The sequence below is a fragment of the Vibrio sp. K4 genome (genome assembly GCF_051122595.1).
GTDB lineage: Bacteria > Pseudomonadota > Gammaproteobacteria > Enterobacterales > Vibrionaceae > Vibrio > Vibrio owensii.
Genome location: NZ_CP178577.1, coordinates 892,408 through 918,286, shown reverse-complemented (window position 1 = coordinate 918,286; position 25,879 = coordinate 892,408). Strand labels below are relative to the sequence as shown.

At 47.1% G+C, this 25,879-nt stretch carries 25 protein-coding genes; 19 read left to right on the top strand and 6 right to left on the bottom strand.

The genetic code is table 11. The features are described 5' to 3' along the window. Positions 1-120 precede the first annotated feature (120 nt). From dsrO to ACLIIY_RS04235, 10 genes are all read left to right on the top strand, one after another. On the top strand, positions 121-888 hold the full coding sequence (gene dsrO / locus ACLIIY_RS04280; RefSeq protein WP_434528159.1) for a sulfate reduction electron transfer complex DsrMKJOP subunit DsrO: 768 nt from the start codon (positions 121-123) through the stop codon (positions 886-888). Further along, positions 885-1,982, top strand: coding sequence for an NrfD/PsrC family molybdoenzyme membrane anchor subunit (gene nrfD / locus ACLIIY_RS04275; RefSeq protein WP_434528158.1), 1,098 nt, complete (start codon positions 885-887; stop codon positions 1,980-1,982). Before dsrO ends, nrfD begins: the two co-directional genes overlap by 4 nt. Before the next feature lie 17 nt (positions 1,983-1,999). Next, positions 2,000-5,092, top strand: coding sequence for a tetrathionate reductase subunit A (locus tag ACLIIY_RS04270; RefSeq protein ID WP_434528157.1), 3,093 nt, complete (start codon positions 2,000-2,002; stop codon positions 5,090-5,092). 175 nt (positions 5,093-5,267) lie between these two features. Continuing rightward, complete coding sequence (locus ACLIIY_RS04265) at positions 5,268-5,891, top strand: c-type cytochrome (RefSeq protein ID WP_434528156.1); 624 nt, start codon at positions 5,268-5,270, stop codon at positions 5,889-5,891. Beyond that, on the top strand, positions 5,888-6,949 hold the full coding sequence (locus ACLIIY_RS04260; RefSeq protein ID WP_434528155.1) for a c-type cytochrome: 1,062 nt from the start codon (positions 5,888-5,890) through the stop codon (positions 6,947-6,949). The genes ACLIIY_RS04265 and ACLIIY_RS04260 overlap by 4 nt, the downstream gene beginning before the upstream one ends. 150 nt (positions 6,950-7,099) lie before the next feature. After that, a complete protein-coding gene (locus tag ACLIIY_RS04255) occupies positions 7,100-8,104 on the top strand; it encodes a substrate-binding domain-containing protein (protein ID WP_039984366.1) in 1,005 nt (334 codons plus the stop codon). A 133-nt stretch (positions 8,105-8,237) separates the two neighbouring features. After that, positions 8,238-9,569 (top strand): paraquat-inducible protein A, encoded by a 1,332-nt coding sequence (locus ACLIIY_RS04250; protein WP_354393684.1) that lies wholly within the window; start codon positions 8,238-8,240, stop codon positions 9,567-9,569. Beyond that, a complete protein-coding gene (pqiB, locus tag ACLIIY_RS04245) occupies positions 9,562-11,208 on the top strand; it encodes an intermembrane transport protein PqiB (RefSeq protein WP_020197188.1) in 1,647 nt (548 codons plus the stop codon). Before ACLIIY_RS04250 ends, pqiB begins: the two co-directional genes overlap by 8 nt. Then, complete coding sequence (locus ACLIIY_RS04240) at positions 11,208-11,777, top strand: PqiC family protein (protein ID WP_009707000.1); 570 nt, start codon at positions 11,208-11,210, stop codon at positions 11,775-11,777. The genes pqiB and ACLIIY_RS04240 overlap by 1 nt, the downstream gene beginning before the upstream one ends. A gap of 95 nt (positions 11,778-11,872) precedes the next feature. After that, positions 11,873-12,445 (top strand): TetR/AcrR family transcriptional regulator, encoded by a 573-nt coding sequence (locus ACLIIY_RS04235; RefSeq protein ID WP_039984346.1) that lies wholly within the window; start codon positions 11,873-11,875, stop codon positions 12,443-12,445. Between the two features lie 118 nt (positions 12,446-12,563). Here the strand turns inward: ACLIIY_RS04235 and ACLIIY_RS04230 are convergent, their stop codons facing one another. Both ACLIIY_RS04230 and ACLIIY_RS04225 read right to left on the bottom strand, forming a co-directional pair. Then, entirely contained in the window at positions 12,564-14,066 is a 1,503-nt protein-coding gene (locus ACLIIY_RS04230; protein WP_038895312.1) for an arylsulfatase, read from the bottom strand. Positions 14,067-14,075: 9 nt separating this feature from the next. Further along, positions 14,076-14,462, bottom strand: coding sequence for a DUF4345 domain-containing protein (locus tag ACLIIY_RS04225; protein WP_434528154.1), 387 nt, complete (start codon positions 14,460-14,462; stop codon positions 14,076-14,078). Between the two features lie 440 nt (positions 14,463-14,902). Between ACLIIY_RS04225 and ACLIIY_RS04220 the strand changes: the two genes are divergently transcribed. The 4 genes from ACLIIY_RS04220 (at position 14,903) to ACLIIY_RS04205 (ending at position 17,204) form a co-directional block, all read left to right on the top strand. Next, positions 14,903-15,682 (top strand): hypothetical protein, encoded by a 780-nt coding sequence (locus ACLIIY_RS04220; protein ID WP_434528153.1) that lies wholly within the window; start codon positions 14,903-14,905, stop codon positions 15,680-15,682. 82 nt (positions 15,683-15,764) lie between these two features. Continuing rightward, positions 15,765-16,247 carry an SRPBCC domain-containing protein gene (locus ACLIIY_RS04215; protein ID WP_005438955.1) on the top strand — a complete coding sequence of 161 codons (483 nt, stop codon included), beginning with the start codon at positions 15,765-15,767 and terminating at the stop codon, positions 16,245-16,247. Positions 16,248-16,404: 157 nt separating this feature from the next. Continuing rightward, positions 16,405-16,644 carry a hypothetical protein gene (locus ACLIIY_RS04210; protein WP_020197184.1) on the top strand — a complete coding sequence of 80 codons (240 nt, stop codon included), beginning with the start codon at positions 16,405-16,407 and terminating at the stop codon, positions 16,642-16,644. A gap of 134 nt (positions 16,645-16,778) precedes the next feature. After that, positions 16,779-17,204 (top strand): hypothetical protein, encoded by a 426-nt coding sequence (locus tag ACLIIY_RS04205; protein ID WP_434528152.1) that lies wholly within the window; start codon positions 16,779-16,781, stop codon positions 17,202-17,204. Between the two features lie 82 nt (positions 17,205-17,286). Here the strand turns inward: ACLIIY_RS04205 and ACLIIY_RS04200 are convergent, their stop codons facing one another. Continuing rightward, positions 17,287-17,649: an HMA2 domain-containing protein gene (locus ACLIIY_RS04200; protein ID WP_020197182.1), complete on the bottom strand. Its 363-nt coding sequence runs from the start codon at positions 17,647-17,649 to the stop codon at positions 17,287-17,289. 140 nt (positions 17,650-17,789) lie between these two features. Between ACLIIY_RS04200 and ACLIIY_RS04195 the strand changes: the two genes are divergently transcribed. The 5 genes from ACLIIY_RS04195 to ACLIIY_RS04175 are packed head-to-tail and all read left to right on the top strand — an operon-like array spanning position 17,790 to position 21,545. Beyond that, positions 17,790-18,122 carry an HMA2 domain-containing protein gene (locus tag ACLIIY_RS04195; RefSeq protein WP_078608395.1) on the top strand — a complete coding sequence of 111 codons (333 nt, stop codon included), beginning with the start codon at positions 17,790-17,792 and terminating at the stop codon, positions 18,120-18,122. Beyond that, positions 18,119-18,886 carry a YtxH domain-containing protein gene (locus tag ACLIIY_RS04190; RefSeq protein WP_038870539.1) on the top strand — a complete coding sequence of 256 codons (768 nt, stop codon included), beginning with the start codon at positions 18,119-18,121 and terminating at the stop codon, positions 18,884-18,886. Before ACLIIY_RS04195 ends, ACLIIY_RS04190 begins: the two co-directional genes overlap by 4 nt. Then, the gene (locus ACLIIY_RS04185; protein ID WP_020197179.1) at positions 18,879-19,184 is read left to right on the top strand and encodes a magnetosome protein MamC; all 306 of its coding nucleotides are present in this window, start codon (positions 18,879-18,881) and stop codon (positions 19,182-19,184) included. Before ACLIIY_RS04190 ends, ACLIIY_RS04185 begins: the two co-directional genes overlap by 8 nt. Beyond that, positions 19,174-19,488 carry a hypothetical protein gene (locus ACLIIY_RS04180; RefSeq protein ID WP_020197178.1) on the top strand — a complete coding sequence of 105 codons (315 nt, stop codon included), beginning with the start codon at positions 19,174-19,176 and terminating at the stop codon, positions 19,486-19,488. The genes ACLIIY_RS04185 and ACLIIY_RS04180 overlap by 11 nt, the downstream gene beginning before the upstream one ends. After that, on the top strand, positions 19,485-21,545 hold the full coding sequence (locus ACLIIY_RS04175; RefSeq protein WP_434528151.1) for a heavy metal translocating P-type ATPase: 2,061 nt from the start codon (positions 19,485-19,487) through the stop codon (positions 21,543-21,545). The genes ACLIIY_RS04180 and ACLIIY_RS04175 overlap by 4 nt, the downstream gene beginning before the upstream one ends. An 84-nt stretch (positions 21,546-21,629) precedes the next feature. Here ACLIIY_RS04175 and ACLIIY_RS04170 read toward each other — a convergent pair whose 3' ends face one another. The 3 genes from ACLIIY_RS04170 to lapB all read right to left on the bottom strand — a co-directional run bounded on the left by ACLIIY_RS04170 (position 21,630) and on the right by lapB (position 25,861). Next, positions 21,630-23,477, bottom strand: a complete 1,848-nt coding sequence (locus tag ACLIIY_RS04170; RefSeq protein WP_045480771.1) for an extracellular solute-binding protein — start codon at positions 23,475-23,477, stop codon at positions 21,630-21,632. 423 nt (positions 23,478-23,900) lie between these two features. Beyond that, positions 23,901-24,602, bottom strand: a complete 702-nt coding sequence (gene pyrF, locus ACLIIY_RS04165) for an orotidine-5'-phosphate decarboxylase (RefSeq protein ID WP_005438963.1) — start codon at positions 24,600-24,602, stop codon at positions 23,901-23,903. An 83-nt stretch (positions 24,603-24,685) separates the two neighbouring features. After that, complete coding sequence (gene lapB / locus ACLIIY_RS04160; protein ID WP_005438965.1) at positions 24,686-25,861, bottom strand: lipopolysaccharide assembly protein LapB; 1,176 nt, start codon at positions 25,859-25,861, stop codon at positions 24,686-24,688. Positions 25,862-25,879 lie beyond the last annotated feature (18 nt).

Genomic DNA, 25,879 nt, shown 5'->3' with positions numbered 1-25,879 from the left:
GCGGAATCCACATTTGTTTTAGATCAACTTTGCTCTCGGTATGTGGAAATCCACTATATCGGCAAAGGGCTGCAATTCTGACAATGAAAACAAGCTCTAATCAATCTTAGCAGGTGAGTTATGGATTCCACCAAACGCCGTTTTCTCAGTGCCGTTACCGCAGGCGCTGCGCTGATTCCGATCGCCGGAATTGGCACAGCCACAGCGGGCACGGTGATCAGAAACAACAATGAACCCGACCGAAAAGGCCAAGTCGGTAAACGCTACGCCATGGTTGTCGATTTGCGTAAATGTGTTGGCTGTCAGGCTTGTACTGTCGGTTGCAGCATCGAGAACCAAGCCCCTATTGGTCAGTTCCGAACCACAGTTAAACAGTATGAAGTCACCCTCGATGATGGCTCAACCGCGACAGAAGAAGTGAAGTCTTTCATGCTGCCGCGCTTGTGTAACCACTGTGATAACCCACCGTGTGTGGCTGTTTGTCCAGTGCAAGCCACCTTCCAACGAGAAGACGGCATCGTGATGGTCGATAACAGTCGCTGCGTGGCGTGTGCTTACTGCGTGCAGGCTTGTCCTTACGATGCGCGCTTCATCAACGAAGAGACCCTAACTGCGGACAAATGTACTTTCTGCGCACACCGCCTTGAAGAAGGTTTGCTGCCAGCTTGTGTGGAAACGTGCGTCGGTGGTGCTCGCGTGATTGGTGATATCAACGATCCGAACAGCGAAGTTCATCGCCTGATGACAGAGCACCAAGACGACATCAAGGTACTTAAACCAAACGAAGGCACCAAACCTCACGTGTTCTACATCGGCATGAATGAACGCTTCACTCAACACATTGAAGGTCAGCCTGCGATTTACGATCCACAAGGAGAAAAAGCATGAACATAACCGAAGTGCTCGTACAGCCTCAGGCCATCGCTTGGCTTCCGTGGGCAGTGCAATATTTCTTCTACATCGGCTCAGCTTATGCGGCGGCTATTTTGTTCTTAATCGCGCTGTTGTTTGAATCTCACACCAGCCATCGTCTGCGCGCCGCCTTGGTGCTGACTCTGGCGATTGGCGCAATCGTTGGCCCGCTCGCGTTAACAGGCGATCTCCACCAGCCGGGACGCGCGTGGCATTTCTACGCACACCTAACGCCATGGTCTTGGATGTCATTAGGTTCGTTATTCTTACCTCTGTTCTCTGGCTTGGCTGTGGCAACGGCATGGTTATATCTGCGTAATGATTTGATCAACCTAGAGAACCAACCAGGGAAGGTATTTCCGCTACTTGCGAAGCTCTCGCTAGGCCGTTGGAAAACCAGCCGTAAGCTGATGATTGCTGCATCGATTGTGACGGTCTTATCTGGCCTCACCATCGCGCTTTACACTGGCGCAGAGATTGCGATCGTGAAATCTCGTTCGTTGTGGCATCAACCCGCATCACCTGTGCTTTGGTTTATGACTGCGTTTATTGGCGCGGTCGGCTTTACCTTACTTATTTGGCTTTTGATTCCATCGAAGTCGGATCGCCTGACCTTCGGAGATACCCGTTTACTGCGCCAGACGACGGCAATTAGCGGCGCATTATCGCTGTTGTTGATTCCTATCTGGGCTTCTAACAATGCCAGTTCATCCCTCTACGCTTCTCCATTATGGGTACAGCACATCGCCTTACTAACGTCTTTGCTGCTGGGTAGCGTGCTGCTTGCACTGTTTACGCTGCGCGATACTAATCGTCACTTCATTCGAGTGTTATTCATGTCTGGGATGGCTCTCACCACAGCATGGACGGTTCGTTGGGTCACCATGATGGAAGTACAAACCATCGCTAAGTTTGATGTTGGTCCATATCCATATGACTTACCAATTGGCAGTAATGGTCTGCTCGGCATCATCGGCATGTTTGGCCTGTGGATTGCGCTGGCATTACTTGGTTCCGAACTGATTCAACCAAAGCGTGAATCAACACCTTCAACCCTAACTCAACACTGATCTAAGAGGATTTCATTATGGATAACAAACGCCGTCAGTTTTTGAAATCTGGCCTTGCAGTGGGCGGGCTTGGTGCCTTTGCTGCGGGCTACGCAACCACCACCAAACACATGGTAGAAGGTGCTATTCACGGCACTGCGGGTGAGAAAACCCGCGATATTCACCACGGCAACTCACTGGAGCCCGAATACAAGGTGAACGACAAGGGCAACTTAATCCCGAATCCGAATCAGCGTGTTGCGCCATCAATGTGTTTTGGTTGTTGGAGCCTATGTGGTTTGCGCGTTCGTATCGACAATCGTAACGATGAGATCCTGCGCATTTCGGGCAACCCATACCACCCGTTATCACATCAGCAACACATTCCATTTGAGACGCCTGTAAAAGACGCTTACTTGAGCTTGGCGGGGGAAAACGGTTTAGAAGGCCGCTCCACAGCGTGTGCTCGCGGTAACGGCATGATGGAAATTCGTAATAGCCCTTATCGCATTACCCAACCACTTAAGCGTGTGGGCAAACGTGGTGAAGGTAAATGGGAACCAATCAGCTACGAGCAATTGGTGGACGAAGTCGTTAACGGTGGCGATCTGTTTGGCGAAGGTCATGTTGAAGGTTTGAAAGACATTCGTGACCTCACGGCGCCCGTTGATCCACAAAACCCAGAATACGGCCCGAAAGCCAACCAGCTGTTGATGACCAACGCCGGTAACGAAGGCCGTGACGATATCTTCAAGCGTTTTGCTTTTAACAGCTTTGGTACGCGTAACTTTGGCCATCATGGTTCTTACTGTGGCTACGCTTTCCGTGCAGGTAGCGGCGCGTTCATGAACGATTTGGATAAGAACGCCCACTTAAAGCCAGACTTCGATAATGCCGAATACGTTATTTTCATTGGCATGTCACCAGCACAAGCGGGTAACCCGTTCAAACGTCAGGCTCGTCAGCTAGCCAAAGCACGTACCGAAGGCAAACTGGAATACACAATTATCACGCCGAGCTTGCCAGCAGGTTCATCCAGCCTTGCCGCGGGTGATAACAACCATTGGATGCCGATCAAACCGGGCACCGACTCTGCCTTGGTTCTTGGCATGATTCAGTGGATCATCGCCAACGAACGCTACAACAAAACCTTCCTTGCGCAGCCAGGAGCAACGGCTATGCAAAGAGCGGGCACGGCACATTGGTGTAATGCCACTCACCTTGTGATCAGCGATGAATCTCACCCACGTCACGGGCACTTCTTACGTGCATCGGAAATGGGTATGCCATTTGAAGGGGAAGCACTGTCAGAGACAGATCCATACGTGATTGTCGATGCGCAAAGCGGCGAGTTAAGCGTACACAAGCAGGCAGGTGAAGCATCGTTGTTTGTCGACCAAGATGTAGAGCTGGCATCTGGTGTCGTTCGCGTTAAGTCATCATTGCAACGTTTGAAAGAAGAAGCGTTTAAATACGATCTGGACTTCTACAGCGAGCAATGTGAGATCCCAGTGGATCAAATCATCGCGCTAGCAAAACGCTTTACTAGTCATGGTACTAAAGCGGTTGTCGATACTCATGGCGGCAACATGCACACCAACGGCTTCTACAACGCCTTCACCATCATGATGCTTAATGCTCTGATTGGTAACATCAACATGAAAGGCGGCGCAATGGCGAAAGCGGGTGGTTATCCGACATCTGCCGCTGGCCCTCGCTACGACTTCACTAAGTTTGAAGGCAAGGTGGGACCAAAAGGCGTGTTCCTTTCACGCAGCAAATTCCCTTACCAGAAAACCAGCGAATACAAACGTCGCGTGGAGGCAGGCGAATCCCCTTACCCTACTCGTGCACCTTGGTATCCGTTTGCAGCGCCTTTACTTACCGAGCATCTCTCGGCGGCGATCGATGGTTATCCATACCGAGTGAAAGCGTGGATCAACCATATGGCGAACCCAATCTATGGCGTGCCGGGTTTAAAAACGCTGCTTGAAGACAAGCTAAAAGATCCAAAGCAGCTCGGTTTGATTGTTTCTGTCGATGCCTTCATCAACGAGACCACAGCACTATCGGACTACATCGTTCCAGATACCGTCACTTACGAAAGCTGGGGCATGGCATCACCTTGGCATGATGTTCCAGTGAAAGCAGTGACAGCTCGCTGGCCAATCGTGGAAGCGCGCACAGAAAAAACCGCCGATGGCCGCAGTATTTGTCTCGAGAACTTCCTGATTGATATCGCCAAAAAGATGCAGCTAGGCGGCTTTGGTGACAACGCCATAAAAGATACGCAAGGTCGTTTGCACGGTATTCACTCTGCTGAAGACTTCTATCTTCGCTCGGCAGCCAATCTTGCCTACGTGAAAGGTGGCGTTCCGGAAGTAAGCGCAGAAGACATTGCTTGGTCTGGTCTTGAGCGCCTACTACCAAGCATGCAAAAAGCACTAACACCAGATGAAATGAAGCGCGTGGCGTACATTTTTGCTCGTGGTGGTCGTTTTGAAAACGCCACAGAAGCCTACAAAGGTGAGCAAATGAAGTACAAGTGGACGCGTCCAGTCGCGATTTGGAACGAGCGTGTTGGCAGTGCAAGAAACACCATGACAGGCGAGTTCTACAGTGGCTGTCCGACTTGGCATCCACAAAAGCTCGCAGATGGCACACCACTTGAGACTCAGTACCCGAAAGCCGAGTGGCCATTCAGCCTGACCAACTTTAAATCGAACATTCACAGCGCGGTATCCAATTTGTCACCACGCTTGAACTCGATTAAAGGCGTTAACCCTGTTTATATCCATCCAACGGATGCCGCAGCGGCTGGCATTCAAACTGGCGATCATTTCGTGATTGAAACTCCAGGAGCCAGCACTACCGCACTTGCAATGGTCATGTCTGGTATTCGCCAAGGGACGCTCGGTTTTGAACATGGTTTTGGCCACACAGAGTTAGGTCAGCGTGCGCACTGGATTGGTGATAAACAACAACCAGTGAAAACCAGCGGCCATGATGGCGTCAACATCAACGACATAGGTTTAATTGACCCTACTCGTGAAGGTAAAGGTGTGATGCTGGATTGGGTGGTTGGTGCGGCGGCGCGTCAATCTCTGCCTGCGAAGATTCGCAAAGCGTAGCGATTCAGCCATCATTTATTCGTTAGGCTTCTTCCCTTTTAGGGTGGAAGCCTTTTTTATTTCTGCAGTAAGCCGCCATGCCTCTCCACAGGATTTATGTGGATTTCCACAATAGCCACAGCTAATAACAATACTCACAATAATGCGCTCAAATAATAATCAAATGTGAGTCAGCATGTTTCGTAACTTATCTTTGGCTGCGCTTTGCTTGAGTGCCGCCTCTTTCGCAGCCTATTCTGCCCCACTCCCCGAGCACGGTGAGATCTGTACCGGATGCCATGGTGTCGAAGGTAAAGGCCAAGCAGGTATCGCACCTATGCTTGCCGGACTGAATGCCGACTATATGGAAAGCCAGCTCGAGCTCTTCTCGAACGACAAACGCCACAATGTCATCATGAAAGGCATGGCCGATGAACTGAGTGACCCTACACTCCGTGCAGAAGTTCTGCAATATTTTGCTCAATTGCCGACTTGGGAATTTACCGATCTTGAGCAGCGTGGTGATCAAGCCGATATCAGCAACACCTATCGCAAACTGGTTTATCAAGGAGACTGGGATAGAAACATTCCCGCTTGTTCAACTTGCCACGGCGCAAGTGGTATGGGCGTAGACAAATTTCCCCGTCTTGCGAGCCAACAAGCCGATTACTTACAAAACCAACTTCATGCTTGGAAGAACGGCACTCGTAGCGGTGACCCGCTCAATATGATGGGCAGCATTGCGAAAAAGCTCACCGATAAAGAAATCGAAAACCTGTCTTACTACTTCGCTTCTTTGCGTTATGAGGAGTCGAAATGAAACTGATTTATTCCCTGCTGCTTGCAAGCATCTCAACCCTTGCACACGCGAGTGATGCAGCAAACCATGAACTGCCAGATCGCCAAACCGAATTGCCAGCGGTACAAAAGCACGCTGATACGCAATACCTTAAACCTCGCGATTTGAGCACCATCGAAAACGACGAATTTGGTCAGAAAGTAAAATACGGCTACTCACTGTTTGTGAACTCACAGCAAATGCGTGGACGTTATGTGGGTAACGAGCAAAACTGTGTGAATTGCCATATGGAAGCCGGACGTAAAGCCAACGCCGCGCCTCTATGGGCCGCTTATATGGCCTACCCTGCTTATCGCAAAAAGAACGACAAAGTAAACAGTTACGCCGACCGTATTCAAGGCTGTTTCACCTATTCGATGAACGGTAAGCCACCAGCAAAAGACTCGAAAGAACTAGAGGCGCTTAGCGCTTATGCCTACTGGCTCGCAATGGGAGGCTTATTGGACCAATACGGGATGCAAGATGAGCCAGTTCCTGCCATCAGTACTGAACAATTATTGACGGGCGGTAAAGCAGAAGATTTCCCGTTGCCAGAAAAAATCGCTAACGCTTTGCCTGCGGAGAAACGCGGCAACCTAGCAGGCCGTGGCTATCCAAAAATTGATAATCCTGAGCTTGAGCCTTCACCAGAGCGCGGGGCGCAAGTTTACGTCGACAACTGCGCGGCCTGTCATGGCGAAAGTGGTCAAGGTATTCACGATGAAAGCGGCCGCTCTTACATTCCACCTTTGTGGGGCGAATACGCTTACAACTGGGGCGCTGGTATGCACCGCATCAACACTGCGGCTTACTTCATCTACGAGAACATGCCATTGGGCAAAAGCGTTCAATTGAGTAAACAAGATGCATGGGATGTCGCGGCTTATATCAATAGCCACGAAAGACCACAGGATCCTCGCTACAAAGGTGATTTGCAAGCGAACGCAGCGAAGTACCACAACCACCAAGGGTACTACGGCAAAGAAGTGAATGGTCATGTTTTAGGCAGTAAGGCCTTCCCGCCAACTACGGTAGATTAGGGCGTAACTTCAATTCGACTAAAAGCGTGTTCACCTGAGCACGCTTTTTTGTTTTAAAACCTTGATACACCGCCACTATTCTCAATTGGGTGTTTGAGTTCATCCGCTGTGCATTGTTAAATGAAGCAAATTTCAGATCCTGAGTTCCCTATGGCTACCATCAAAGACGTCGCAAAAGAAGCTGGCGTATCCATTGCAACCGCATCTCGCGTCATCAATGACGCCCCACACACCAGTGAATCCGCGATTGTCGCCGTCAAAGAAGCAATGAAGAAACTAGGCTATCGGCCGAATGCCAATGCACGCGCACTGGTCAGTAAATCGTCCAATGCGATCGGGGTATTGGTGAACGACGTTTCTGCGCCCTTTTTTGGCACCATGGTTAAGGCCATCGACACCATAGCCAGTGAACAAGAGAAACAGCTTCTGATTGGCAGCGGCTATCATGATGCCGTGAAAGAGCGCAACGCGATCAACTTGTTGATCAACAGCCGCTGTGAATCTCTGGTAGTGCACAGCAAAGGCATGACGGATGCCGAATTAACCACGCTCGCTCATGAAATTCCGGGCATGGTTCTGATCAACCGTATCGTTCCAGACATCGCTTCACGCTGTATTGCTTTGGATAACCGCAAAGGTTCTTACATTGCCACGGAGCATTTGATTCGCAATGGACACGAGCACATCGGCTATATCTGCTCTGGTCATGATATTGAAGACGCAAGAGATCGTCGCGACGGTTACCTTGATGCTCTGCGAGATAACGGCATCAAGATTCGTGAAGAATACATCGAGTACGGCGAGCCAGATGAAACCGGCGGCGAGCAAGCTATGGTCAACCTGATGGCGAAGAACACCCCCATCACCGCTGTTGCTACCTACAACGACTACATGGCTGCTGGCTGCATGACCTTGCTGCAGGAAAATGGCATCCGTATTCCAGAAGATATGTCAGTGATTGGATTCGATGATGGTCATATCGCGCGTTACATTTACCCTCGCCTAACGACCATTCGCTACCCAATTCAAGTCATGGCAAACGAGGCGGTGAAGCTCTCACTTCAGTTGGTCAATAACGAAGAAACAGAGCGCACGGAACACAAATTATTCATGCCAATTCTGGTCAGACGCTCTTCCGTTGGCAGCATCAAATAAAGCTCAAACCGGCCTGTGTGGCTGGTTTTTTCTTTTAAACAGGTAAGAAGCTTGTAAAACATTCCCGCAAAAACAAGCGCATATCGATAAAAAGGGTTATTCTTAGTTATTAAAAGTACGAAATAATAACTGAATGAGCACTCAACCTAATTCACGTCAATTGATCTCCTGTGAGGAGTGTGGCTTGGTCGTTCGTGTCCCGGACATCGAACAAGGTCAAAAAGCCCAGTGCCCTCGCTGTGAGCATGCGCTAACCAAAGTCAATGCGAAACCGTATCAAAGCGTTATTGCTGTGTCGGTGGCTTGCCTGATCACCTTGGTTTTAAGTGTCTCCTTCCCATTCATGTCATTCAGTGTTCAAGGCCTTTCCCAAGAGATCACCTTACTGCATGCCGCTAAAATGCTGGCTGAGTTTCATAACGCCTTATTAGGTGCATTGCTGCTGGCAACAGTGTTGGTGCTTCCGGCCATTTATGTAGGCTTGATCCTCTTTCTTCACCTTGAAGCACTAAAATCACTCAAGCACCCATTAGGGAAGAAACAAACTCGCATGGCAAAATCGCTGTGTCGCATCTTATTCCGAGTCGAACCTTGGCTTATGGTCGATGTGTTCTTAATTGGTGTTTTGGTGAGTTTAATTAAGATCGCCTCACTGGCTGAGATTGGCATGGGCAGTTCATTCTGGGCATTCTGTGTTTACACCATCTTGGTTGTTAAGTGCATTTCGATGGTCGATAAGAGTTGGCTGTGGGGACACTTCATTCCTGCGATTGAGCTGCCGAATGTGAAAGAAGGTGACACGCACCACAATGAAAACCACATTGGTTGCCACACCTGCCATCAGCTCAACCCTATTGAAGACAAAAAGCATCAGAAATGTATCCGATGTGGCAGCCCGGTTCATAAGTACAACCCGCGAGATAATATCCAGAAAGCGTGGGCGCTGTTGTTTGCCTCGATCATTTTCTACATTCCCGCCAACCTTTATCCCATGATGTACACAGTGAGCCTTGGTCATTCAGAGGGCTCGACCATTATGGAAGGCGTAATTCTGCTGTGGAAGTTAGGCTCCTATCCGATTGCTGCTGTCATCTTTTTTGCGAGTGTATTTATTCCGATGGCTAAAATGCTCGCACTTGCATGGCTGTATTACAACGCACAAAAAGCCCAGTACTTACCGCCAGAAGAAAGTATTTCGCGTTTAAAAATCTACCGAATCACTGAGTTCATCGGCCGTTGGTCAATGATTGATATTTTTGTGGTCGCAATTTTGGTTGCATTGGTGCAATTGCAAAACTTAATGGCGATCTATCCTGGCCCTGCAGCACTCTCCTTTGCTGCGGTGGTAATTTTCACCATGCTCTCTGCAATGATTTTTGACTCGCGTTTGTTGTGGCAAAAGCCGCAAAACGAAGCGCAGGAGCCAATGACTAATAACTTAACTGAGAAAGCCAAATATGAGTGATGAGAACAAGACAACCGCTCAAATAAAACCGCAAAAGCAGGTCTCTGCGATCTGGATCATCCCGATCCTTGCGTTAGCGATGGGAGCGTGGATGTTGTTCCAATACATCAACAGTACCGGTCCAGAGATCACGCTGAAGCTACCAACTGCAGAAGGCATTGAAGTCGGCAAAACCGAGATTAAAGCACTGAATGTGAAAGTTGGGGTGATCACCGATGTCAAGCTTAGCGAAGACTATGACCACATCATTGCAACAGCGCAAATGAACAAAGATGCCAAACGCATGCTGCGTGAAGACTCTATGTTCTGGGTGGTAAAACCGCGCATCGGCCGTGAAGGTGTATCTGGTCTAGAAACCTTGTTGTCCGGTGCGTACATCCAGCTTCAACCAGGCAACTCTCAGGTTGAGAAAGAACGCTTTGATGTGCTTGATGTGCCGCCAGTGGCCTCTCCGGATGCAGAAGGTTTACGCATTGTTCTGACTCATAAAGAAGCGGGCAAACTTGGGGTTGGTGATCCCGTTATCTACAAAGGCTTTACGGTAGGTCGAGTTGAAACGACGAGCTTCGATGTCGACACTCGCCGCGCTTTATACCAATTGTTTATCTTCAAGCCATACGACAGCCTAGTACGTACCAAAACTCATTTCTGGTTAAGCTCTGGTGTCGATTTACAGCTCAATGCAGAAGGCTTTGAAGTGAAATTTGGCTCACTAGAAAGCATGATTACTGGCGGGGTCACCTTTGATACCATTTCTGGTATTGGCGATGGTGATGAAATCAAAGAGGACATGACACACTTCCGTCTATTTGATGATGTGAAACAAGTGCGTGAAGGCATGTACGACGACTACATTCAATTCGTCATGATGTTTGAAGAATCGGTACGTGGTCTAAAACGCAAAGCACCCGTGGAATATCGCGGCCTTCGTATCGGTACAGTAATGAAAGTGCCAATGCGTATGCCAACACCAGAAGAGGATTTCTCTGCGAAGAAGATTCCTGTCCTAGTACGTATCGAATTGGGTCGCGTGTACAACAACCTACCTGCAGACAAATTGCCGCTGTTCAAAGAAAAGCTGACAGAAGAGTTTGCTAAAGGGCTTCGCGGTACACTGAAAACCGGTAACTTACTAACGGGCGCTCTGTACATCGACACCGACTTCTACCCAGATGAAGACCCATACGTGCCGAGCAAATTCGAAGACTTTGACGTGTTCCCGACCAAACAAGGTGGCTTTGCTCAGGTTCAACGCCAAGTGAATGACTTCCTAACCAAGCTAAATAGCTTACCAATGGAAGACACGTTGAACTCACTTAACAGAACACTGAAGAACTCAGAAAAGACGCTGGCTTCAGCAGAGCGTGTTGCAAGCAGTGTGGATCGTCTTCTCAACCAAGACGACACCAAAGCGATTCCTGCGGATATTCGCAAGAGCCTAGAGCAACTTCAAAGAACATTGGATGGTTACGGTCCAAACTCCACCATGTACAGCGAAATGGAATCAACGCTGAAAGAGCTTGAAAAAGTAATGACTGAATTCAAACCAGTGTTAAAACAATTGAATGAAAAACCAAACTCATTGGTGTTTGGTGAAGATGAAGTGAGCGATCCAATTCCAGCGAGAGGGCAAAAATAATGAAACGCGGACTTTTATTGATTTCTGCCCTACTGGCAGGTTGTAGTAGCGCTCCTGAAGACACAGGCGCTTTGTATGTCTTACCGGAAGCAAGCTCAGCAAAGGTAAGCGATACTATGATCGCACAACGCCCACAACTTGTGGTTCGCCCAGTTGAATTGGCAAGCTACCTAGCCGACAGTGGTATTGTGTATCGCGCTTCAGAGACTCAGATCATCCAAGCGAAACACAATCAATGGGCGCACAGTATCTCTGAGCAAATCACGACGCGTGTAATCGACGAACTGCGTAGCAAGCAAAGCCAATACTGGCCGGTAGAAGTGAATAACCTGCTCGACCAGAGTGATGAGAGCAAGCTTCAATTGTCGTTAAGTAAGTTCAACGGCAGTTATGAAGGCAACGCTGAAATCGAAGGTGAATGGCTCCTTGTTGATGCTAACGGCAAGGTGAAGACCAGCGCACCGGTTAAAATCAGCATGCCTTTACAAGATGAAGGCTACGATGCGCTTGTCGATGCACTATCGGTAGGTTTGAACAACCTGACAGATCAAATCGCCGCTCAGCTATAACACTCATCGCCCATTCAGTTCTCTGAGTGGGCGACTTTTTCTCCCCTTGTTTTCCCGATACACTGTAACCCAGCCCTTTTAGTGAGTGATAAAGAATGAAAGACATGCGACAAGCGTTGCTCGATGCCGGATTGCATTTGATCAATGAACACGGCTTTGCTGGTGTGGGTTTAATGAAGATCATTAACGAAGCAGAAGGAACTAAAGGGTCGTTTTATCACTACTTCAAATCAAAAGAACATTTCGGTGCGATTTTGCTGCACGACTACTTTGAAACGCACCTTGAGCGTCTCGAACGCTTTTTGAGTGACGAGTCCAAAGCGCCAAGCGAACGCGTACAAGCCTACTTTGATGATTGGTGCGTCGTTAAGTTGACCGACGATTTTCGTATTCAATGCTTGGTCGTCAAGCTCGCTGGTGAAGTTTCTGGTCACGACACCGAAATGCAAAGTGAAATGGCTGCGGGCACTAAGAAAATGATTGAGAAAATGACGACTTTCTTTGAGCGCAGCAATCAAGAAGGCACGCTTAGTTTGTCTGCACCGGAACAAACAGCAAAAACACTGTTTAGCTTGTGGTTGGGTTATACCTTGCTTGCGGCAATGCAAAAAGATCGCGCAATTTTAGATGATGCGATGCAAACCACCGTCAAGCTGCTAAACGAGTAAACAGAACCTCTCACATACACGGCAAAACACAGCGCAGCACATATATCGAGATAGATCATCAAGATAAAGACAACAAAGCCAGCATTTCGCTGGCTTTATGTCTATTAGATGGGTAATGCTAATTTCCGACTCCACCGACGGTTTCTGCAGGTGTTTCTGGCGTCACTGGAGGCCACTTTTTGAAAGTTTCCAAATGCTGCTGAACAGCGGCTTGGGCAGGACCAAAGGCCCACATTTTCTGCCCCATCCATTTTAAGTACATACCGGATTCTTCTTCCGCTCGCTCATAAGGATCTTGACGTAGGTTGAACAACAGTGGCGCATTCAACTCTTCTTTCGGGCCACTCCAACCGTGGTTTTGTACCACAAAATGCGCTTTCCAGTCCCCCACACGAACAGCTTGCAGTTTATCGCGCTCATAGTAAAAGATTTCATTGCGATTAGATTTGCCGTTATTGGTTAGCATCTCCATTTGGTTGTAGCCATCAAGGTGTGCTTTGTGGCCCTTGTAACCTTTCAGCATTTGCTGTTTTAAATCAGCAGGACCACCAGCTGCTTCAACCAACGTCGGCAACAGATCCATCCCATCAAACATACCGTTGCTGACTTTATTTGCTGGGATTTTTTCAGGCCAACTGATCAAGAAAGGTGCTCTAACCCCACCCTCCCATGTTGTTCCTTTCTCCCCATGGAATGGCGTCATACCACCGTCTGGCCACGTCATGATCTCTGGCCCATTATCGGCGGTGAAGATCACTATGGTGTTGTCAGCAACGCCGAGCTCTTCAAGCTTCGCAAGCATTTCTCCAACGTGGTCATCGAGGTCTTTCATTACGACCTCTTGCAATCCCCAACCGTTAGTACCAAGCATCGCTTCATATTTCGGAGAGAGATGCGTCCATACATGACCTCTTGATGGGCAGTACCAAGTAAAGAAAGGTTTTTCGGCCTTCACCGCACGCTCAATAAAATCGATCGCATGCTTGTTGACCTCATCATCAAGAGTACGCATTCGCTCAATGGTGAGAGCGCCATCATCTTTAATCGACTGACCACCTTTTCCATCGGCTTTCGCATGAATAACATTACGGGGCGCAAACTTCTGGAAAGCTTCATCTTTTGGCCAATCAGGGTCTTCGGTGTATTCCATTGCGTTTAGGTGGTAAAGCCAGCCCCAATACTCGTCAAAGCCGTGCATAGTTGGAAGAAACTCATCGCGGTCACCTAAATGGTTTTTACCAAACTGCCCTGTGACGTAACCAAGCTCTTTAAGTAACTCAGGCAGAGTTGGCGTATTTTGGTTAAGCCCAACAGGACCTCCTGGTAGACCGACAGTGTGCATGCCTGTTCTTACCGGTAATTGCCCAGTCAAAAAAGCAGAACGCCCAGCAGTACAAGATGGCTGGGCGTAATAATCGGTAAGTAACATGCCTTTTTCAGCGATGCTATCAATGTTTGGCGTCTGGCTACTCATCAACCCACGGTGATAAGCGCTGACGTTAGAGACACCAATATCATCAGTAAATATCACGAAGATATTGGGTTGGTCCTGCGCTGCAGTTGCAGCGAAGGACATCAATGAAGCCAATCCTAGCGCTATACGACGAAGTATCCCTTTCATAGATTTTCCTTATGCTGTTTGCTCTTCTTTTCTGATCATTTTCAGCCCCACCAAGCCAAAGCCGAACTCCAAAAATAGATACACGACTAACAACCAATGCGGCATTCCGTCTACTAGCAAACTCAAGAGCCTTCCCATCGCTAAGCCCCACATAAAAATGACCAGGCTATACAGTGCAGGTAGACGATATTTGGTGCTCATCGCCCCCATTAACCAAAACATAGCGAGCGCTAAATACAATCCCATGACCGCTCGGAAAATGTGGCTAACATTCACCGAGGATGCATCAATCCCAAATAAAAATGAGAGCGAGTCAACTGGTGAAAAACCATAAGAAAGTGCAATTGGGGTAAGACCTGCCGCAGCTAAGAGAAGAAAAATACTTTGAATTTTCATGACGTCTCCTGATTCGCTGTTTCACATACAGCGTAGTTAAATTAACAAATTAAACAAGTTGCATAACTAATGCGTTTTTGAAAGAGGCTTGATGAAGCCTGTGTGTCTTTAAGCAAACATCAATAAAGGCGCCAAAATACACAAACCGGATAGCAGGACGTTTTCGATTTTCATCTGGGATTCTCCGTCAAATGTCATTCCATCGACGTTGAATGTTGAACGCGTTACCACGCTCTTCGATGGTTAAAGAATACACAATACAAACCGGTCGGTCTAGGGTTATTTACAAAAAAGATCTTAGCTCGATCATAGGGAATCGCTATCACGCTGAATTGAAAAGAAAGTTATCCATAAACCTGAGATTTTGAATTACTGCAATCCATGCTCTACGCTAATTTTGTGCAATTCATTTAATAACGATTACAAACACGGACGTTGATATGGCTAAGATGACCTTCCCTTCTATCGCCCTTATTTCCTCGCTTGCAGTGGCGCCAAACGCAATAGCAGAAGAGACGCAATCCCCATCAAGCAACTGGCAACACAGTGTCGAGATCTACATGCTCGCCCTAAATATCAATGGTGATACCACCATGGGTAACTTCTCTTCCAGTCTCGATGTCGATCCAAAGTTCATCATGGATCATCTCGACATTGGTGCTATGGCAAGACTTGAAGGGGTATATCAAAACAAATGGGGTTACTACATCGATTACAGTTTTATGGACCTCAGTGGTGACGTAAATAGCCTGTCAGGTATTCTCCCTAATGTCAGTTATCGTGCTGATTTGGAGATCCGCCAAGGCGTTCTCGAAGCAAAAGCATTTCAGCGAGAAACCTACTCCTTCGGCATGATCGATTACATGTTTGGCTTACGTTGGTGGGATAACGACATCAAGGGTAAGGTTTACCGCAACGATAACCGCATTCTGGTGGATAGGCTCAACATCAAAGAAGACTGGGTTGATTTTCTAATGGGTGTTCGATGGATCAATGACCTAACCAAAGATTGGCGCTTTCATGCCAGCTTGGATGCCGGTTTAGGTAAAGACACCAACTTTACCTATGCGACCCAATTTGGTTTGCGTTACCACATTAATGATTGGTCAGACGTTAATCTGGCTTACAAATCCACTTGGGTTGATTACGTAAACGAAGGAACCTTTGAATACGATACCGCTTCGCATGGCTTCTTAATCGGTCTTGGTTTGTACTTTTAATCACTTTAGGGCGAAGTGTTTCGGCACTTCGTACCGGATTCTCCTAAGCTAATAAGAACGAGTGTCATAAGGTGTTGCTTAGATGAACAAATCGGAAGTTATCTGGCCGGATTATTATCATCCCAAACATTCCCACATTCATGTGCGTAGCCAAATCGAAATCCCCGAGCCTCCCGAGGTTGTTTGGCAGCACTTAGTTCGTGCTCATGAATGGCCTGCGTGGCGAGACGGAAAAACCATGGTGCAGATCCTAAGTGGTGACAGCACATTGTGCAAAAACACCATGTTTCGTTGGAAAGCCTCTTGGCTCGACTTTCATTGTACGGTTGTGGAATACACACAGCATCAGCGCTTGGCTTGGAAAGGGAAAAAAGGCGGCGTTGACATGTACCACGCGTGGGTGTTGGAACCAACCAAAACTGGCTGCAGTATTGTTACCGAAAGCACGCAACGTGGTGGCATGACTTGGCTTACCAAATACTTCGCACCAAAAAGGTTGAGAAAATACCATCTCAAATGGCTAGAAGAGTTATGTCGTCAGTCTCATGGTCACTGCGGCAAATAAGCACCAATGCCTACCGCCTACCGACGGATATGTACAATAAATGCCCCCTCCCTGATCTCAATCATATTTGAGACACATTGCATGAGATACCCTTAGCGAAAACTACAAAACCCAATCATATGACCCCATGGTCAATAGATAAGGCGCTTGAGCAGCAATGTCGATTAACATTTCAGATCTAACCACCGCATTAAGCAAGGTGGAGCACATCCACAAAGTTCAATTGGAAAACGTGCATCAGTTTTTTAAGTCTAACGAAACTTTCTCGGTAAAAGCCTTTAGCCAAATTGTGGCGACGGACTCTATTGATGAACGTTTTAAAGCTATCGACAAAGAATTTGCTTTGTTGGGCGATGCTAAAACTTACCTGTTAGAGGCTTCTTACTTGGTTGCTTAGGGACAAAGCCAACTAAAGTAAAAAATTGCGCTTTCAAACCTTAAATGAGATTTATTTTTAATCGCATTACTGCTAAATTATCAGCAGTTATCGTATGAGGTTTTGCAATGAACGCGAAGAAAGCGCTCAAAAAATTGAAGAAGAAAGCGGTTAAGAAAGTCGCCTCTTCTTCAAACAAACAACTTAGTGCATTAAAGAACAATGCATTAGGTAGTGTTGTCACATCTCAATCCCGCACTTCTTCATCACAAAATGAACTCGTAAATGAGCTAAAAGGCGTCGCAAACCAAGCTGCAATGAGCGCAGCTTATGAACTTGCCGCTCCACTCAATCCGCTGTTGTCTTGGTTTAACGATGCTGGAGGTGTGGTCGATTTCACGACTTCAACTAAAAAAGCATCAACACCACGACCTAAGCAATCTGCCAATGATGCAGCACCTGCATTTTCGGTAAAATCAGTGGGACATTTACCCTTAAAGTCACCACCTTGCAAACGATGCCCTGCTCTTTCTAACGGCATTTGTAAATGTGCAGCTAAAAAGTTTAGGTTGAGCGCATAAATTAACGCGCTAGCACCCACAGATTAGAGCAAAAAAGCCCGACATCACGCCGGGCTTTTTACTATTCATTTTTCGCGGTCATTTATGCCAAGTTCATGATCACTCGGCTGACAGATGGGCCAACAATTCGGGTTAAAGCGACCCCTGTTAATCCTTTCACGAGACTCTTTGTTCCACTGACCATCGCTTTCTCAACAAAAGATGGTTTTTCGCTACTTTGCGTCCAATGGTGACTTTCTAGAATTTCCATCAGGCTATCACAATCAAGCTCTTCACTATCAAAACTGATAGCAACCGAACCTGCGTATCGCTTGTGCTTAATTTCGTGTACGGCATCAATCTCTTCCAACTGACAAATCAGTTCCGCAACCTCATTAGGGTGATCTTTAATGTAGTCAGAACGAACTCTAAGTCGCTGATTTGTCTTGTGAATGTAAGTATTCATGCTAGCACCAATCCAAATGATAACTATTACTGTTTGCAACAGTACCACTGAAATTGATTAAGCGCAAAACATTTGTAATTAGTTTGTCACATGATCGTTTTTCCCAATGAATCGCACTTTGCTTACCGTATAATTTTTTTATGAAACAGTACGTCGACCAGGCCTTAAAACTAAGAAAGTGGGTATCGATTGGCCACCATATCCCGGGAAGAGTAAGACTCAAATACAAGCTGGGCATCGTAGCGCACCTTGCCAAATTCCGTAGTGACGACATCGAGAAAGCTATTTCTTCTATTCCTGCGTTCAAAAACTACAAGTTGAACAGTGCGACGGGAAGCATCGTCATCGAATACGACCCAATGACAGTCAACCCTAAGGCGATTGACGCGTTGTTTTCGGATTCAGAACAAGCTGCGGAGCAAGCATGCTATTCGATCGCTGAGCAATTGGACCTAAATGGAGAACGTTCATGAGTGACTCATTGAACAATGCAAATCCATACGAAGCCTACTTCAAGGCCATGATGGAAATGCAAAAGGAAATGGCGAATGCTTATATGGCAAGCATGCAAAACGGTGAAATGCCGCCAATGATGATGCCTCATCAAATGGGTATGATGCCGCATTTCCCACATCCTGCATTTTGTCATCCTCACCAAATGCCACCAGGCATGGGGGCACAATTCCACCCAGGAATGATGCCACCGCCTCCACACTGGCCACATCCGGGGATGATGCAACACCCACCTCAACCTCAACAACCACCACAGACTCCTGAAACACCAGAGAGCGATCCATTATTCGAGCAGGCTCAAGCAATGCTAGAAGGCGCTCTAGGTGAAGAAGCAGGCATGTTTAAAGAGATATTAGGAACTTTCGGTATGAACGATAAAGAGTTTTGGAAAGGCGCTATGGTAGGCGCTGCAGCAGCACTTCTACTTAGCAATGAAAATGTGCGCGGCAAACTAATGGGCTTAGTATCAGGTGCTGGCGATATGCTGAAATCTGGTGGTTCGAGCGTAAAAGAAGGCGCTGTGAATACTGCAAGCGCAGTCAAAGAGAACGTTTCAACAGGTAGCGAGATCTTCAAAGATACTTACGCTGCCGGTAAGCAAGGCTTTCAAGAGTCTGTAGAGCGCCACAAAGAAGAACCTGCAATCAAAGAAGTAGCAGAAAAAGCGCCTCGCGAAGAAAGCGAAGGTGAAGATGGCCAACCCGTTATTAAAGAACATGAGTAATTCAGCCAATAAACTCAGTTCTGCCAATCGCGCTATGCTCGTTGGTGCTATAGCCGGCGGTAGTGCAACGATTGCCAGCCAATGGAAAGAGCACAAAGCTGGCAATATCGACACCAATGAAATGGCGACTAACGCAGCGAAATCCGCGCTAAAAACCGCAGCTATCGCTGGTGCGACAACTTATGTGGCAGAAAAAATGGCGGGCCGCCCTGCACTCTCCATGCTGACGATTCTCAGCGTCGGTGCAGCAGGCCTTTACCTTATGGATCAAGCTTCGGACTCTAAAAATGAACAATAACAACCCATACTACGGCTACCCTTATTACGGATATCCGCAACAACAAAACCAAGCGGCTGAACAACAACCTGCAGAACAACCTTACAAAAAGCAAAACTCCAAAACCCATTTCGCTATGGGTGTGGCTGCAGGCGCTGCAGTTGCTTACCTCCTAACCAATAAAAAGTTCCAACAAGGCGTTGCAACGACTGGCGAAAAAGCGTGGTCTGCGGTTCGTGGTGAAGTTGAAGAACTAAAAGAACGCTTGGAAGACACCCAAGCAGAGCTGGAATACTACCGTAACCTTTACAAAGGCGAAGAATGATCTCGATTCAGGTAAAGCATCACTTTCCCGGTCGAATCCGCTTTAAAGCATCAGCACTGAGACATCACAAAGATGTGGGTACTTGGATTGAAACCAGTTTAATGGCGATCCAAGGCATTAGTGCGGTGCGAGTGAACGAATCTGCTCATTCTGTTGTAGTGGAATACGACACGCAATTGCTGCAAGCAAAAACTGTCGAAGAGCGTTTAAACCAGCTTGATTTAAACGACGCAACGCAAGAAGAAACGGAACATAAGTTCACTCGCGGCGATATTGCAATGAATGTGATTGGCACTATCGCTGCAGCTTTGCTGCCAAACAAATGGGGCGCACTTTCAACGGCTACTTTAATCGCCCCAACGTTGTTTGAAGGTGTGAGCGAGCTAAAAGACAAAAACATCTCGGTTGAAGTTTTGGATGCGATTGCGGTTGGTCTCTCAGCTTGGCGCGGTGATTATCGTACCGCAATGATGACACAAAGCTTGATCAGCCTTGGGGAATACATGGAGCAGAAAACCAGTCGTAATAGTGACCAACTATTGGCTGATTTAATGCGCCCTCAAGAGTCGATCGTTTGGCGTGTCGATGGTTCAGAACGCACTCAAGTCAATTCGACGGAACTGAATGTTGATGACATCATCGAACTGGCGCCTGGCGTATCGATTCCTGTTGACGGCACCATTGTAAAAGGCGCGGCGTTAATCAACCAATCGTCTCTTACTGGTGAGAACGTGCCTGTTCGTCGTGAAGAGAGCGCGGTTGTTTACTCTGGTACTAGTGTCCATGAAGGCACTATTCAAGTTCGTGTTGATAAAGTCGGAAGTGAAGCAACAACCGCAAAAATTGCTAAGTTGATTTACGACTCGTTGAGTGAAAAAAGTGAAATTCAACAAGTCACACAAGACATGGCAAATCGCCGTGTAAAAATCACTTTAGGGATTGGTGCAGCTGTCTTCGCACTCACTCAAGACATCAACCGCGTTGCATCGGTGTTTCTTGTAGATTATTCCTGTGCCTTGAAACTGAGTACCCCAGTAACGTTCAAGTCCATCATGTACCGTGCTGCGCAACAAGGCATCTTGTTTAAAGGCGGCAGTGCAATTGAGAAGCTAGTGAAAATCGACACTTGTGTGTTCGATAAAACAGGGACACTCACGCATGGTGATATGCAGGTAACGGATGTCATTCCCCTCTGCGACTCGAACTCTGCACGTGACTTGCTAGCGATTGCAGCCTCGGTAGAAGAGCACAGTAACCACCCGCTATCTCAGGCTGTGGTAAATGCTGCCAAGCACAACCAACTGCCGCACATTGAGCATGGTGAAGTGGAGTACGTGATTGCACACGGCCTCAAGAGCACAATGAACGAACATGAGTTGGTTATGGGTAGCCGTCACTTCCTAGAAGTGCATGAGGATGTCGACTTCACGCCATTTGAAGATGTGATTAAGAAATACGAGGCGCAAGGTCGCCACCTTATCTTTATCTCTCATCAAAATGTCTTAATTGGCATGATTGGCTTGCGTGATCACTTACGTGAAGATGCACTAGAAACCCTGAATACCCTTCGCCAGTTTGGTGTAAAAGAGCTGATCATGATTACGGGTGATAGCCAATTCAAAGCCAGTATCCTTGGCAATGAGTTGAAGCTAGATCGTATCTTTGCCGAAGCGGTACCTTCTGAGAAATCGACCATTGTCGAAGCACTTCAAGCAGAAGGTCGCACTGTTATGTTTGTCGGTGATGGTGTTAACGATGCTCCAGCACTCACCGCGGCAGATGTTGGTGTTGCGATGGGCCGAGGAACCGAACTCGCCCGTCAAGTCGCCGACGTAGTTCTACTTCGTGACCAATTGTATGGATTAGCAGAAGCGCGCGAACTTGCTAACATCGCCATGCATGTAATCAACTCCAACATTAAAATTGCTGAGTACGTGAATAGCGGGATCATGCTTGCAGCTGCACTAGGGTGGTTAAACCCAGCGATGAGTGCCCTGCTCCATAATGGTACGACATTGTCTATTCTTGGTCGCTCTGCGGCGCTAAGACATGGGTAATTCCTGCATTCATCGTCCATTTAGATAGAAAAAGCCCCGATGCAATAAAGCATCGGGGCTTTTTACTGTCTACCTACTAAATAACTAATTCGCTGAAAGCTTATAACGGTCGTCGATAACCGTCACTTCAGGGAAAGATTTACCCGCCTTCATTGCTTTCTCAGTTTCTTCTTTCACTGATTTATCAATCCAGAAGTTCGCAATGTCCATTGGGTGAAGAATTCGTTCAGTATTTTTTGTCATACCGTTTTTCGGGATCTTAACCCAACGCCAGTGCGCATCACGCGTGTAAGGTACCATGTAGCCAGGAACGATCACGTTCGCATCACCCACGTATTTTTGAATCTGACGCGACAAATCGTAACGTTTTTGCTGTTCAAACTCATTATCATACGCTTCAATCAGTTTATCTAACTCTGGGCTACTGTAGTTGGTGTGTGCGTTTGTCTGCGGCTTGTTCGCGTTATCTGAGTGGAAGTACTCCCAGTACGCAGGGATCTCACCAGAACCCATGTTCAAGAACGCCAATTGATGCTTCTTCTCGAGGATGTATTTGAATGCCGAAGAGCCATCAACCAGATTCAGAGTAAACTCCAAGCCTGCAAGTTTTGCTTGCTCTTTTAGGTAAGCAATACGCGGCGTGTGTGAGTTGTAACCGTAGGTAATTGCAAAACTTAGACGCTCGCCTTTGTCGTTTACACGGATACCATCAGAGCCGACCTTGTCAAAGCCTGCTTTTTCGAAATGCTTAATCGCTTCTGCAGGATCAAACTTCGGTGGCTTGTTGTTTGGATCATCGTAATCACCATGACCAAAACCAAGGCCATGTGGTTTACGAGAGTAGTCACCACGCATGATGTTTTCGATCATACCGTCGTAATCAGTCGCCGCCATGATACCTTTACGCACTTCTAGACTATCCAACATCGGCATCGCGGTATTCATCCAGAGACCACCTGCACCTTGAGGAGCTTGGTTAAAGCCCCAGTATTTTTGTACATACCCTTTCTTGTAAACTTCACTGTCTGTTTTATCGTGCCAGAAGTTTGGTAGTACCATCTCAAAGTAATCTAAATTACCCTTCTCAAAGTGCTTCATTGCGATGTCTTCATCACGAATGACTGTGATGCGTACTTTGTCTACGTTGTAACGGTTTTTGTAATAACGGTTGTTGTAGCCCCACCAATCTTCACCAACGTGTTTGAATGTCACGCTCTTACCTTTCTTCACTTTATCAATGTAGTAAGGCGCAGCGGTAGGCTCAGATTTAAAGTTGAACTTACGTACGAAGTTGTCTGGCATACCATCGTTGTTCGCGTCTTTTTCACCCTCGAAGAAATGCTCTGGACGAGGTTGGAAGCCGTTACTTGGCATATTGATCAGAACCATCAACGCATCTTGACTCTGTTCCACAGCAAGATTTACTTTGATAGTGTAATCATCAATTTTCTCGACACTTAAGATGCTCGTTTTAAAGAAGTCGTTGTACCACGGATCAATGATGTCTTCTGAGGTGTAGTACTTCATCATGAACACGTAGTCGTCCGCCGTGATCTTTTCACCATCCGACCATTTCGCTGTTTCATCTAATTGGAAGTAAACGGTTTTGTTGTCTTCACCGAATGCCCATGCTTTCGCAAGCTGTGGAATCCATTTACCAGTGTCTGGATGGCGTTGGGCCAGTTTCGGTGTGCCATCCATTAGGTACTGACGAAGACCTGAGTTCGCATCAGGGCCAACACTGCGAAGCGTTTGAGGGAAACTACGGATAGAGGTGCGGTAAGTACCACCACGGACCGCTTCTTCTGAAGCAAAAAGCGGTTCGTTGTTGTTCGAAGTCCATTCGATATCTGCAGGTAACTCAGCTGCGTTTAGCTGAAAACTTCCTGCAACCAACATTGCCAATGCCGAAAAAGGCAGGGTCTTTATCATTGTTTTCTTCCTTGTTGTGTTTGCGCAGTGCGGCAGGAAGAGCGACAACAAGTGAACCTCAGAATGACTGCGCGCGATACACAGCAAAGAAAATAAAGGGAGCGAATACAAAGTGAAGTCCTGTCCACTTCCGTATTAATATCAGAGAGTTTCACTAGGTCATCCTGACCTTACAACGCAGTGAATGCATCCACTCCATAGTATTCGTTACACATTTGTAACGCAACCCATCCATAACACATGGTTGCACATTCCGACTATCACAGCGATTTATGTTATAGAAGTGTGATCATAACAGTACCATCCGCTAAGCCATTCCTGCCCTGCGATATAGTGTCTTTATGTTGAGCATGTTTGTGTTACAGGAAATAAAAAAGGCGAAGTGTGTACCACTTCACCTTTCGTTTTAGCCCCAAACTAGGCTTACATGTTCGCTAGGCTGTCGTTGATAGACTTAAGCACAGCCGCTGGATCTGTTGCTTGAGTAATTGGACGACCAATCACTAAGTAATCAGAGCCTGCTTGAATTGCATCTACTGGCGTCATGATACGGCGTTGATCACCTTGCTCAGAACCTGCTGGGCGAATACCAGGTGTCACTAACTTGAACTCTTTACCCAATTCATTCTTAAGCAAAGAAGACTCTTGCGCTGAACACACCACGCCATCAAGGCCAGAGTTTTTAGTCAGCGTAGCTAGACGAATCACTTGCTCTTGAGGCGCAACGTCCAAGCCAATACCGGCAAGGTCGCTTTGCTCCATACTGGTCAATACCGTCACACCAATCAGCAGCGGGCGGTCTTTACCGTAAGGCTCAAGAATTTCACGTGATGCCGCCATCATGCGTTCACCACCACTCGCGTGCACGTTCACCATCCATACACCCAGTTCAGCCGCAGCGCGAACTGCTTTTGAACACGTATTCGGGATATCGTGAAACTTCAGGTCTAGAAATACAGAGAAACCACGTTGATGAAGCTCACGTACGAAATCAGGACCAAATAGCGTAAACATTTCCTTGCCTACTTTTAGGCGACATGACGCAGGATCAATTCTATCCACAAACGCAAGCGCATCTGCTTGGTTATCATAATCCAGTGCGACAATAACTTTTTGGTCGATCATTTCATCTCCTAACTGTTTTTGGTTCTTATTAAATAAAGGTCAAAAAAATGCAGCGGACAGAAACTCTGCCAGCTGCATTAAAATTATTCACCGTCCAATCCTCGGATTGGCTTGATCGTCCCCCATCCTTTACATGATGGACAATGCCAGTAAAGAGAATGGGTGGAGAAACCACATTTCCTGCATCGGTAATGCGGTTTAACTTTTAACTGTTCACCAACCATCGCTTGTAGCGTCGACAAGCTGTCTTTCGCACGACCATCCTCTGCTTCAGCGATATGGTAGTCGATAAGGCGGTAGAAGCCTTTCATAGTTGGGTTTTTCAATAGTTGCTTGGTCAACAGCTCTTGTGCTGCCCCAACGCTCTCATGATGCGCTACAAGCTGCGCTAGCATCAATTCAGACGATACGCCCGCTTTCTTATCAATACACGCACGCAAGAATTCCACCAGCTCGTCTTCTTGGCCTAAGTGGTGATAACACTCTGCAATGGTCGGTAGAACATCACTAATGAAATCTTTATCTTGCTCAAGCACGCCCGTCAGATATTTGATGGTGTGTTTGTAGTCTTCTGACTCAAGATAGATACGACCAAGCGCAATGCTTGCACGCACACATTTTGGATCTTCTGATAGTGCTTTTTTAAAGTGTTGAATCGCTTTACTGGTATTGCCATCGGCTTGATCAAGCATGGCCAGCTCACACCAGAAATGCGCAATATTGGCGCGAATACGAGTGCGCTTCTTACCCATCTTAGCCAGTTGGTTGGCGTAATGAATGGCTTTTTCCCACTCACGCGTTTGCTGGTAGATGGTGACAAGTTGCTGAAGTGCACTTTCACGGTGATCGGGTTCTTCCACCAATTGCTCAAAGATTTTCTCAGCACGATCTAAAAAGCCAGACGCCATGTAGTCCTTCGCGAGCTGTTGAAGCGCTAAGTTTTTCTGATCTAGAGTGAGCCCAGAACGGGAGATGAGGTTTTGGTGGATACGAATTGCACGGTCGACTTCACCACGAGAACGGAAAAGATTACCCAACGCTAGGTGTGTATCTATCGTTTCGTTGTCAACTTGGAGCAATTCAATAAAGTGGTCAACCGCCTTATCTGACTGATCAGATAAGAGCAGGTTAAGACCCGTCACATACTGACGGGATATTTGATGAGATTGCTTCTGCTTGTCTTGCTGAGCGCTGCGATGGCCCATGTACCAACCATAAGCGGCGGCTATCGGCAATAACAAGAAGAGTAGTTCAAGCATTAAAGTTAAGCCTTATCC

What these genes read in the sequence shown, in the direction of transcription:
- ACLIIY_RS04180 (WP_020197178.1), top strand. Translation starts at nt 19,174, where the DNA reads ATGAACAATAACAACCCATACTACGGCTACCCTTATTACGGATATCCG.
- ACLIIY_RS04255 (WP_039984366.1), top strand. Translation starts at nt 7,100, where the DNA reads ATGGCTACCATCAAAGACGTCGCAAAAGAAGCTGGCGTATCCATTGCA.
- ACLIIY_RS04200 (WP_020197182.1), bottom strand. Translation starts at nt 17,649, where the DNA reads ATGAATACTTACATTCACAAGACAAATCAGCGACTTAGAGTTCGTTCT.
- ACLIIY_RS04225 (WP_434528154.1), bottom strand. Translation starts at nt 14,462, where the DNA reads ATGAAAATTCAAAGTATTTTTCTTCTCTTAGCTGCGGCAGGTCTTACC.
- dsrO (WP_434528159.1), top strand. Translation starts at nt 121, where the DNA reads ATGGATTCCACCAAACGCCGTTTTCTCAGTGCCGTTACCGCAGGCGCT.
- ACLIIY_RS04260 (WP_434528155.1), top strand. Translation starts at nt 5,888, where the DNA reads ATGAAACTGATTTATTCCCTGCTGCTTGCAAGCATCTCAACCCTTGCA.
- ACLIIY_RS04195 (WP_078608395.1), top strand. Translation starts at nt 17,790, where the DNA reads ATGAAACAGTACGTCGACCAGGCCTTAAAACTAAGAAAGTGGGTATCG.
- pqiB (WP_020197188.1), top strand. Translation starts at nt 9,562, where the DNA reads ATGAGTGATGAGAACAAGACAACCGCTCAAATAAAACCGCAAAAGCAG.
- ACLIIY_RS04220 (WP_434528153.1), top strand. Translation starts at nt 14,903, where the DNA reads ATGGCTAAGATGACCTTCCCTTCTATCGCCCTTATTTCCTCGCTTGCA.
- ACLIIY_RS04190 (WP_038870539.1), top strand. Translation starts at nt 18,119, where the DNA reads ATGAGTGACTCATTGAACAATGCAAATCCATACGAAGCCTACTTCAAG.
- ACLIIY_RS04175 (WP_434528151.1), top strand. Translation starts at nt 19,485, where the DNA reads ATGATCTCGATTCAGGTAAAGCATCACTTTCCCGGTCGAATCCGCTTT.
- ACLIIY_RS04270 (WP_434528157.1), top strand. Translation starts at nt 2,000, where the DNA reads ATGGATAACAAACGCCGTCAGTTTTTGAAATCTGGCCTTGCAGTGGGC.
- pyrF (WP_005438963.1), bottom strand. Translation starts at nt 24,602, where the DNA reads ATGATCGACCAAAAAGTTATTGTCGCACTGGATTATGATAACCAAGCA.
- ACLIIY_RS04185 (WP_020197179.1), top strand. Translation starts at nt 18,879, where the DNA reads ATGAGTAATTCAGCCAATAAACTCAGTTCTGCCAATCGCGCTATGCTC.
- ACLIIY_RS04240 (WP_009707000.1), top strand. Translation starts at nt 11,208, where the DNA reads ATGAAACGCGGACTTTTATTGATTTCTGCCCTACTGGCAGGTTGTAGT.
- ACLIIY_RS04265 (WP_434528156.1), top strand. Translation starts at nt 5,268, where the DNA reads ATGTTTCGTAACTTATCTTTGGCTGCGCTTTGCTTGAGTGCCGCCTCT.
- ACLIIY_RS04210 (WP_020197184.1), top strand. Translation starts at nt 16,405, where the DNA reads ATGTCGATTAACATTTCAGATCTAACCACCGCATTAAGCAAGGTGGAG.
- ACLIIY_RS04170 (WP_045480771.1), bottom strand. Translation starts at nt 23,477, where the DNA reads ATGATAAAGACCCTGCCTTTTTCGGCATTGGCAATGTTGGTTGCAGGA.
- ACLIIY_RS04230 (WP_038895312.1), bottom strand. Translation starts at nt 14,066, where the DNA reads ATGAAAGGGATACTTCGTCGTATAGCGCTAGGATTGGCTTCATTGATG.
- ACLIIY_RS04235 (WP_039984346.1), top strand. Translation starts at nt 11,873, where the DNA reads ATGAAAGACATGCGACAAGCGTTGCTCGATGCCGGATTGCATTTGATC.
- nrfD (WP_434528158.1), top strand. Translation starts at nt 885, where the DNA reads ATGAACATAACCGAAGTGCTCGTACAGCCTCAGGCCATCGCTTGGCTT.
- ACLIIY_RS04215 (WP_005438955.1), top strand. Translation starts at nt 15,765, where the DNA reads ATGAACAAATCGGAAGTTATCTGGCCGGATTATTATCATCCCAAACAT.
- lapB (WP_005438965.1), bottom strand. Translation starts at nt 25,861, where the DNA reads ATGCTTGAACTACTCTTCTTGTTATTGCCGATAGCCGCCGCTTATGGT.
- ACLIIY_RS04250 (WP_354393684.1), top strand. Translation starts at nt 8,238, where the DNA reads ATGAGCACTCAACCTAATTCACGTCAATTGATCTCCTGTGAGGAGTGT.